Origin of the sequence: Paraburkholderia sp. (assembly GCF_035501035.1) — a bacterium.
In the GTDB taxonomy this organism is placed as follows: domain Bacteria; phylum Pseudomonadota; class Gammaproteobacteria; order Burkholderiales; family Burkholderiaceae; genus Paraburkholderia.
In genome coordinates this window covers 1-8,945 of record NZ_DATJWR010000362.1, presented here as the reverse complement: position 1 = coordinate 8,945, position 8,945 = coordinate 1, and the positions used below count along the sequence as shown (strand labels likewise).

Below are 8,945 nucleotides of genomic sequence, written 5' to 3'. Positions count from 1 at the left end.
TAAAGCTCGGGCACGCTGCGGCGCTCGCGCCGCGCGAGCGCGAAAGCACGCGTTGCAGTGGCAGTCCCAGAGGCAGGGTCATCATCAGGATCCCGAATGATTTGGCTTGTGCCCGCTTCGTCATCGCGCGCTTCGCTTTGTGCATGCGTATTCGCATGCGCGCGCGCCGTGCCGCATGCCATCGCAAACGCGCCGCGCATCGGCCGCACGGCGCCGGTGAGCGAGAGTTCGCCCGCGAACTCGCGATACTCGAGCGCAGCGGCTGGAATCTGCCCGCTCGCCGCGAGGATTCCAAGCGCGATCGGCAGAAACAAAGCGGCCCGATTCCTTGGGCAGGTCGGCGGGCGCGAGGTTGACGGTGATGCGCCTTACAGGAAAGTCGAAGCCGCAGTTCGAGAGCGCGGCGCGCACGCGCTCCCGGCTTTCACGCACTTCGAGATCGGGCAGGCCGACGATGGAAAACGACGGCAGCCCGTTGGCAAGATGGACTTCTACGGTGACTTCGGGCGCGCGGCCAGCAGCCGGCGCGCGGCTGCGCACCACGGCAAGCGACATGGGATTCTCCGGAAAGGGCGCATGCGGAAGCGGTGCGCGTGTTGCGCGCCGTGCATGCGCCAGGCTGGCGAGAGGCGTATGCCCCTTTACGGTTCCATTGCGATCACGCTACGGATCGCTTGCGGCGATGCGGCAGTCAACTGCACACAGGAGTGCGCAGGGAAATGATCAGGAGGACTGGTTAGTCACCGGCAGCTTCTGTTCGAGCTCGGCCACACGGCGTTCGAGCTCCTCGAGGCGCGTGCGTGTGCGCACGAGCACCTGTGTTTGCGCGTCGAACTCCTCGCGCGTGACGAGCTCCAGCTTCGAAAAGCCTTGCGAAAGCATTGCACGCACATTGCGCTCGACGTCGCGTGCGGGAGAGTTCTTGAGCAGCTCGCTCACGCGCGCCTGCAGATCGTTGAATACATCATTTGGCTGTTTCATTCGGTTCCCCTTCGTTGCACAGAAAGTGTGCAAATTTCGTTTCGCCTGTGCCCCGCGACGGATCGTGGTCGATCTTGGTGCGAACTGACAGGGCTGCCGACAGGCATGCGCTCACGTGGTGCGCACGGTTGGCCGACGCGCCTCGCGCGGCCGCCGGCTGGCCGCAGCCGGCCGCTGTCGCCCTCGGTTGCCCCGCTGTTGCCCCGCTGTTGCCCGTTGTGCGGCTTGTCGCGCGGGAGCGAAGCGTCAGGACACTGTAGCAACGATCCCACCGCGACGCCACCGCCCGAGCGCCACGCTGGCCGTTCGGCCAGGGCCTTGTGCGCCGCGCCATTCAAGGCGCGGACCGGCATTGTCCACGGCTTTTGGCGCGCTTGCATCGAAGCTCGTCATGCGTACCTCGCGAGGAGGGTGCAGCGAATTGGCACGGGTGTTGCTAATACTGCCCCGCGCACCGAACGACGGTTGGCTCGCGGTGCGCCAGCGAGCGGCGAGACGACATGCGCTGCTCGCCCGGCGCCCGTTGCAGACGCAAACAAGGGATGAAGCAACCACAGCGAGGACTACATGAAACTGATTACAGCAATCATCAAGCCGTTCAAGCTCGATGAAGCGCGCGAAGCCCTCTCGGCGATCGGCGTTTCGGGGATCACGGTGACCGAGGTGAAAGGCTTCGGGCGCCAGAAGGGGCATACCGAGCTGTACCGCGGCGCGGAGTACGTCGTCGACTTTCTGCCGAAAGTGAAGATCGAGGCCGCCGTGGCCGACGACATCGTCGAGCAGGCCATCGAGGCGCTCGAGCGCGCGGCCCGCACGGGCAAGATCGGCGACGGCAAGATTTTCGTCACGCCGATCGAACAAGTGATCCGCATTCGCACCGGCGAGACCGGCGCCGACGCACTGTAAACGCATAGAGAGAGACAAGAGGAAACCGAGATGCGCAAACTTTTGATGTCCTTGCTGATGGCCGGCTCGCTGCTGGCCGGCGGCGTCGGCGCCGCGCTGGCGGACGACGCTTCCGCACCCGCCGCCGCGTCGGCGCCCACCGCTTCCGCCGCAGCCGCCCCCGACGCATCGGCGCCCGCCGCTTCGGCACCTGCGGCCGACGCTGCCTCCGCTCCGGCAGCCGCTGCCGCGAGCGCGCCGGCCGACGCTTCGGCTGCCGCCGCGGCTGCGCCCGCTGCACCGACCGCGCCGTTCTCGGTCGATTCGTCGAAGATCAACTCGGGCGACACCGCGTGGATGCTGACCTCCACCGCGCTCGTGCTGTTCATGACGATCCCGGGTCTCGCTCTCTTCTACGGTGGCATGGTCCGCAAGAAGAACGTGCTCGCAACGCTCATGCAGAGCTTCGCGATCACCTGCGTCGTCACGGTGATCTGGACGGTGGTGGGCTACTCGATCGCGTTCACGCCGGGCGGCTCGTTCATCGGCGGGTTCTCGCGGATCTTCCTTGAAGGCATGAACTACATCAAGGGCGACAAGGCGACGACGCTCACCGTGAGCCACCTCGCGCCGACCATCCCCGAGACGGTGTACTTCGTCTATCAGATGACGTTCGCGATCATCACGCCGGCGCTCATCACCGGTGCGTTTGCCGACCGCATGAAGTTCTCGGCGATGCTCGTGTTCATGACGCTCTGGTCGATCATCGTGTACTCGCCGATCGCACACATGGTCTGGGAACCGACCGGCTGGCTCGCCGCCGCTGGCATCCTCGACTTCGCGGGTGGTACGGTCGTGCACATCAACGCCGGTATCGCGGGCCTCATGTGCTGCCTCGTGCTCGGCAAGCGCGTGGGCTATGGCCGCGAAGCGATGGCGCCGCACAACCTCACGCTCACGCTGATCGGTGCCGCAATGCTGTGGGTGGGCTGGTTCGGCTTCAACGCGGGTTCGGCAGTCGCAGCAGACGGCCGTGCCGGCTTCGCAATGCTCACGACGCAAGTCGCCACCGCCTGCGCCGCACTCGCCTGGATGTTCGCGGAATGGATCTTCAAGGACAAGCCGTCGGTGCTCGGCGTTGCTTCGGGCGCTGTCGCCGGTCTCGTGGCGATCACGCCGGCTTCCGGTTTCGTCGGTGTGCTGGGTGCGATCGTGATCGGTGTCGCGGCAGGCGTGATCTGCTTCTGGTCGGCCACGTGGCTCAAGGGCAAGCTCGGTTATGACGACTCGCTCGACTGCTTCGGCGTGCATGGCATCGGCGGCATCGTCGGCGCGCTGCTGACCGGCGTGTTCGCGGTCAAGGACATCGGCGGTGCGGACGGCAGCATCATCCTGCAAGCCAAGGGCGTCCTGACGACGGTGATCTACAGCGGTGTGGTGAGCTTCGTCCTGCTGAAGGTCATCGACATGGTGATGGGCCTGCGCGTCACGGAAGAAGAAGAGCGCGAAGGTCTGGACGTGATCCTGCATGGCGAGCGCGTCGAGTGACCGGACCGTTCGTCATGAGCTGGAACTGGTTTGAGTTAGCAAGGTAGCAGGCAGCAGCGACCTGGGCCCGCCTTTCCGGCGGGCCTTTTTTCTTGTGCGCGCCGGAGTGAGCCGCGCGCGAGCCGGGTGCGAGGTAGGCGCGCCCAGAGGGCGATTCAGGGGACTAAGCGCCGCACTTGCGCGTTCGCGTAGTGCCCCTCCAACACGTGTGCCCAATTGCGCCGGACGGTGCGCGCGGTCCAGAATGGATATCCGGCGTGAATTTCCGCGTGGGCCACATGTGCCCTCGCATGTGGCTTCGATTGTGGTCGATTGCGACCGATTGACCCTGCTGCGCATAAGGGGATTCATGAGCGGAAGCCCGTCTTGCAACCGGGGAGATCGTCCCCAGATAACGGGCCAGTTTCCCTACAATCACAGCATTTCGTCCGCGAGTCACCCCTTATGGTCCCGCATCTGGTTACGGCGTTGAACGGCCCGCTCCTTGAGCTGGAGCAGCGCATTCTCGACGCGACGCCGGCCATCGAGCGCTGGTTCCGCCTCGAATGGCAGGAGCACACGCCGCCGTTTTATTGCTCGGTGGACCTGCGCAACGCCGGCTTCAAGCTCGCGCCCGTCGATACCAACCTCTTTCCCGGCGCCTTCCACTGCCTGCCGCAGGAAGTGCTGCCGCTCGCCGTGCAGGCCGCGATGGCCGCTATCGAGAAGATTTGCCCCGACGCCAAGAACCTGCTCGTGATTCCCGAGCAGCACACGCGCAACGCGTTCTATCTGGAGAACGTCGCCAGGCTCGCCACGATCATGCGCCAGGCGGGCCTGAACGTGCGCTTTGGCACGCTCGACGAGAACATTGCCGGCCCCGTCACGATTTCGCTCGCGGACGGCCAGAAGATCGTGCTCGAGCCGCTCGAGCGTTCGCAGCGCCGCCTCGGCCTGAAGAACTTCGACCCGTGCTCGATTCTTCTGAACAACGATCTGTCGGGCGGCATTCCGCCGGTGCTCGAGAACCTGCACGAGCAGTACCTGCTGCCGCCGCTGCACGCGGGCTGGGCGGTGCGCCGCAAGTCCACGCACTTCTCCTGCTACGACGACGTGGCGAAGAAGTTCGCGAAGATGGTGGGCGTGGACCCGTGGATGATCAACCCGTACTTCGCCCACGTGGAAGGCGTGGATTTCGAGGCGCGCACGGGCGAAGAGCAACTCGCGGCCGCGATTGACACCGTGCTCAAGAAGATTGCGAAGAAGTATCGCGAGTACGGCATCACCGAGAAGCCGTATGTCGTCATCAAATCCGATGCCGGCACGGACGGCCGCGGCGTGATGACGGTGCACGACGCCTCCGAGGTCGCCGCACTCACGAAGCGCGAACGTGCGAAGATGTCGGCCACGAAGGACGGGCTCGAGGTGCACGACGTGATCGTGCAGGAAGGCGTGTATACGTTCGAGCATATCGGCGACGAGGTGGCCGAGCCGGTCGTCTACATGATCGACCGCTACGTGGTAGGCGGCTTCTACCGCGCGCACGGCAGCCGCGAGCGCGACCAGAACCTGAACGCCCCGGGCATGCATTTCGTGCCGCTCGGCTTCGAGCACACGGCGCTGCCCGACACGCGCGCGAAGGCTGGCGCGGCGCCGCCGAACCGCTTCTACATGTACGGCGTGGTGGCGCGGCTCGGCTTGCTGGCGGCGTCGGTCGAGCTGGAGAAGACCGACCCCGAGGCGATCCAGGTTTAGGCCCAGGTCCGGGCGGCCCGGACACTTCGTCCGTCATTATTCGGACAATTCAACGCAGCGCCCGCCCAGTGCGGGCGTTGCCGTCATGACACCAGAGACAAAGCAGGAACAAGGCAGGGACAAAATGGACATTCTCTTCATCGCCGATCCGCTCGAGCGGTTCAAGATCTACAAGGACTCGACCTACGCGATGATGGCCGAGGCCGCGAAGCGCGGCCATACGCTCTTTGCGTGCGAGCCGCAGCACCTCGCGTGGGTGAACGGCCGGGTGGAGGCCGACGTGCGGCGCTTTGCGATCGTCGGCGATACGGCGGACCTGCACCGCGAGACGTGGTTCACGGAGTCGCCCGACTCGCGCGAGCTCACCGGCTTTGACGCCGTCATCATGCGCAAGGACCCGCCGTTCGACATGGAGTACGTGACCTCCACGTGGCTGCTGGAGATCGCCGAACGCGCGGGCGCGAAGATCTTCAACAAGCCTCAGTCGATTCGCGATCATTCGGAAAAGCTCGCCATTGGCGAATTCGCGCAGTTTGTCGCGCCCACGCTCGTCACGCGCAGCGCGGCGCGCCTGCGCAAGTTCCACGAGGAGCACCAGGACGTGATCCTCAAGCCGCTCGACGGCATGGGCGGCATGGGCGTGTTCCGCGTGAAGGCGGACGGCATGAACCTCGGCTCGATCATCGAGATGCTGAGTCATGACGGCGCGCGCAGTGTGATGGCGCAGAAGTTCATCCCCGAGATCAAGGACGGCGACAAGCGCATCCTGCTGATCGGCGGCGAGCCGGTGCCGTACTCGCTCGCGCGCATTCCGCAGGGCAACGAGGTGCGCGGCAACCTGGCCGCGGGTGGTCTCGGTCGCGCCCAGCCGCTCACCGCGCGCGACATGGAGATAGCGCGAGCCCTCGGCCCGACGCTCGCGGCACGCGGCCTGCTGCTCGTGGGGCTCGATGCGATCGGCGACTGGCTCACCGAGGTCAACGTCACGAGCCCGACGTGCTTTCGCGAAATCATGGAGCAGACCGGCTTCGACGTGGCCGCGATGTTCATCGACGCGCTGGAGCGCGCGGCGGCCTGAGGCTGCCAGGCGGCAGTTGGAGGCGCGCACCTGGTGCGCGCCCTTGAATCCGGGGCGCGCGGATGGCATCTGCGTCCTGCGGGTGGGCGCCTTGCAGGGTAGACGCTCCGATGTGAGTCAGAGTGGCCGCGCCTTTTTCGGCGGCTCCGGCCGCTTCGGCCCCGCACGGCTGCGAGGCTGTGTGAACGGCGCGCGACATCTGTCGCTGCTGTGAGCAGAACCGTCTCGCGTGCGCGAAAATGACCCTGCTACAATGCCGCGAGCCCGCGTTCCGGGCTGGCAAGCCGGCGTCGCGAAAGACGTCGCCGGCGCTGCCGCGCGGCGCGTGTTCCGACCCTGCGAGCTCACGGCTGGCCGCAGGTGCGGCGCTGCTGGACGCGATCTACGGGATCAGCCCGAGCATCAACCGGAGCCGTTTTTGCAGTCACGCTGATATATGAACGATCTCCAACGCTCCCTACGGTCGCTGCCCTCCAAAAGGCTGTCAGTAATCTTCGGACGGCCCGTTTTAGGACGTCTCGTTTCGGGACGGCCTGGCGAGTACTGACATGGCAGGGATTCTGATCATTGCGCACGCACCGCTCGCCACCGCGCTACGCGAGTGCATCGCGCACATCTATGGCGGTTGTCCGGCGCGTATTGGCGCGCTCGACGTGCTGCCCGACAGCGACCCCGCGGAAGTGGTCGCCCAGGCGAATGCGGAGATCGAGCGGCTGCGCGAGGACAACGGTGCGCTCGTGCTGACCGACATGTTCGGCGCGACGCCTTCGAACATCGCGGCTCGCCTCGCCACCGTGCCGGAAGTGCGTGTGCTGGCGGGTGTGAATCTGCCGATGCTGGTGCGCGCCGTCTGCTACCGGGCAACGCCGCTCGACACGCTTGTCGAAAAGGCGCTGGCCGGCGCGAGCAAGGGCGTCCAGACGATCGGCGCGAGCATTCCGGCGGCCGCAGCCGCGGCCGTGAGCGAGTGCGGGTCAGCAGCCACGCCCTGTGCGGAGGCCGCAGCCGATGCCGCCAATCAGGTTGCCAGCCAGGTTGTGAACCAGGTTGCCAACGAGCCAGCCGCCGAGGCAGTCACCCAGGCAACCGGCACGGCGCACAGCGCGGCTGGCGCAGGCGGCGCCCCGGCTGTCGCGCTCGGGCCGGCCGGCACCACCTGAGCCCGGTGCGTGCCACGGGGAGCGCCCGGCCATGATGCACGCCCCAGGCACACCGCAAGAACCCAGTCACACTTCCACACACTGCGTCCGGATCGACCTATGCTGCAACAAGAAACGACCATCGTGAACAAACTCGGCCTGCATGCCCGGGCGTCGGCGAAGCTGACGCAGCTCGCAGGCAACTACCAGTCGGAAATCTGGATGAGCCGCAACGGCCGCCGCATCAACGCCAAGAGCATCATGGGGGTCATGATGCTGGCGGCGGGCATTGGCAGCACGGTGCTGATCGAAACCGAAGGCCCGGACGAGGCCGACGCCATGACTGCGCTACTCAAGCTGATCGCCGATAAATTCGGCGAAGGCCAGTGATGCGCGCGTAGTCGTTGCGCCAGTTCGGAACGCCGCGGTTAGCCGCGGCGTTTTCGTTTATGCGGCGCATGCGTGCCAGTTGTTGTCGCCGGAGGCTGCTGCAAAAAGACGCAGCAAGGCTCGGCAAGGTGCGCGGCGCCACATTCGATCGCTGTGGAATTTATAATCATCCGCGGGGTCTGAGAGAGCGCACTGAGAGAGCGCATTGCAGCGGTTTGCCGCAGCGTCACATAACCAGAGGAGGTGCGCGTGCCGTTCACGCTGCATGGAATTCCCGTATCACGCGGTATTGCCATCGGGCGAGCCTATCTGATCGCCCCGGCTGCACTCGACGTCGACCATTACCTCATCGAACCCCCGCAGATCGAGGACGAGATCGTGCGCTTTCGCGCAGCGCTCAGGTTCGTCGAGCAGGAGCTCGACGCGCTGCGCGCCGACCTCGCCGCCGACGCCCCCTCCGAAATGGGCGCCTTCATCGACGTCCACCTCATGATCCTGAACGACGTGATGCTCGTGCAGGAGACCATCGACCTCATCCGCACGCGCCGCTTCAACGTGGAGTGGGCGCTTACCGAACAGCTCGAGCGCCTCTCGCGTCACTTCGACGATGTCGAGGACGAGTACCTGCGCGAACGCAAGGCCGACATCGAGCAGGTCGTCGAGCGCGTGCTGAAGGCGCTCGCGGGCGCTTCGCCCGCGGTGCTGCACGGCAGCTGCGACGAGATGATCGTCGTCGCGCACGACATCGCGCCCGCCGACATGCTGCAGTTCAAGGGGCAAACCTTCCAGGGCTTCGTGACCGATCTGGGCGGGCGCACCTCGCACACCGCGATCGTCGCGCGCAGCCTCGGCATTCCGGCGGCCGTGGGCGTGCAGCAGGCGAGCGCGCTGATCCGCCAGGACGATCTCATCATCGTCGACGGCGACCACGGCGTCGTGATCGTCGATCCCGCGCCCATCGTGCTGGAGGAGTACACCTACCGGCAAAGCGAGATGGCGCTCGAGCGGCGCAAGCTGCAGCGCCTGAAGTTCTCGCCCACGCAAACGCTGTGCGGAGAGAAGATCCAGCTCTACGCGAACATCGAATTGCCGGACGACGCGCAAGCCGCGCTCGACGCGGGCGCGACGGGCGTGGGCCTCTTTCGCACCGAGTTCCTGTTCATGAACCACAAGGACCAGTTGCCGGAGGA

7 protein-coding genes and 2 pseudogenes are annotated in these 8,945 nt (G+C 65.8%); 7 read left to right on the top strand and 2 right to left on the bottom strand.

What is annotated here, in order from left to right; translation table 11 throughout:
• Together VMJ11_RS26430 and VMJ11_RS26425 are read right to left on the bottom strand one after the other, a co-directional pair.
• A pseudogene (locus VMJ11_RS26430) lies at nucleotides 1-555 on the bottom strand (magnesium chelatase domain-containing protein); the annotation flags it as partial.
• A gap of 168 nt (nucleotides 556-723) precedes the next feature.
• Nucleotides 724-981, bottom strand: a complete 258-nt coding sequence (locus VMJ11_RS26425) for an accessory factor UbiK family protein (RefSeq protein ID WP_325623291.1) — start codon at nucleotides 979-981, stop codon at nucleotides 724-726.
• 567 nt (nucleotides 982-1,548) lie between these two features.
• On the opposite strand from VMJ11_RS26425, the gene VMJ11_RS26420 reads away from it, so the two are divergent.
• The 7 genes and pseudogenes from VMJ11_RS26420 to VMJ11_RS26390 all read left to right on the top strand — a co-directional run.
• Complete coding sequence (locus VMJ11_RS26420) at nucleotides 1,549-1,887, top strand: P-II family nitrogen regulator (RefSeq protein ID WP_028209287.1); 339 nt, start codon at nucleotides 1,549-1,551, stop codon at nucleotides 1,885-1,887.
• Between the two features lie 30 nt (nucleotides 1,888-1,917).
• Nucleotides 1,918-3,414, top strand: coding sequence for an ammonium transporter (locus VMJ11_RS26415; protein ID WP_325623288.1), 1,497 nt, complete (start codon nucleotides 1,918-1,920; stop codon nucleotides 3,412-3,414).
• 444 nt (nucleotides 3,415-3,858) lie between these two features.
• Nucleotides 3,859-5,148 (top strand): glutamate--cysteine ligase, encoded by a 1,290-nt coding sequence (gshA, locus tag VMJ11_RS26410; RefSeq protein ID WP_325623286.1) that lies wholly within the window; start codon nucleotides 3,859-3,861, stop codon nucleotides 5,146-5,148.
• 124 nt (nucleotides 5,149-5,272) lie between these two features.
• Entirely contained in the window at nucleotides 5,273-6,226 is a 954-nt protein-coding gene (gene gshB, locus VMJ11_RS26405) for a glutathione synthase (protein ID WP_325623284.1), read from the top strand.
• Nucleotides 6,227-6,774: 548 nt separating this feature from the next.
• Nucleotides 6,775-7,230, top strand: a pseudogene (locus VMJ11_RS26400) (PTS sugar transporter subunit IIA); the annotation flags it as partial.
• A gap of 255 nt (nucleotides 7,231-7,485) precedes the next feature.
• On the top strand, nucleotides 7,486-7,755 hold the full coding sequence (locus VMJ11_RS26395; protein WP_325623280.1) for an HPr family phosphocarrier protein: 270 nt from the start codon (nucleotides 7,486-7,488) through the stop codon (nucleotides 7,753-7,755).
• A gap of 249 nt (nucleotides 7,756-8,004) precedes the next feature.
• A partial coding sequence (locus tag VMJ11_RS26390; RefSeq protein WP_325623278.1) for a phosphoenolpyruvate-utilizing N-terminal domain-containing protein occupies nucleotides 8,005-8,945 on the top strand: 941 nt, incomplete at its 3' end.

Bases quoted from the DNA above. Each gene is read 5' to 3' on its own strand.
- VMJ11_RS26425 (WP_325623291.1), bottom strand. From the start codon at position 981: ATGAAACAGCCAAATGATGTATTCAACGATCTGCAGGCGCGCGTGAGC.
- VMJ11_RS26420 (WP_028209287.1), top strand. From the start codon at position 1,549: ATGAAACTGATTACAGCAATCATCAAGCCGTTCAAGCTCGATGAAGCG.
- VMJ11_RS26415 (WP_325623288.1), top strand. From the start codon at position 1,918: ATGCGCAAACTTTTGATGTCCTTGCTGATGGCCGGCTCGCTGCTGGCC.
- gshA (WP_325623286.1), top strand. From the start codon at position 3,859: ATGGTCCCGCATCTGGTTACGGCGTTGAACGGCCCGCTCCTTGAGCTG.
- gshB (WP_325623284.1), top strand. From the start codon at position 5,273: ATGGACATTCTCTTCATCGCCGATCCGCTCGAGCGGTTCAAGATCTAC.
- VMJ11_RS26395 (WP_325623280.1), top strand. From the start codon at position 7,486: ATGCTGCAACAAGAAACGACCATCGTGAACAAACTCGGCCTGCATGCC.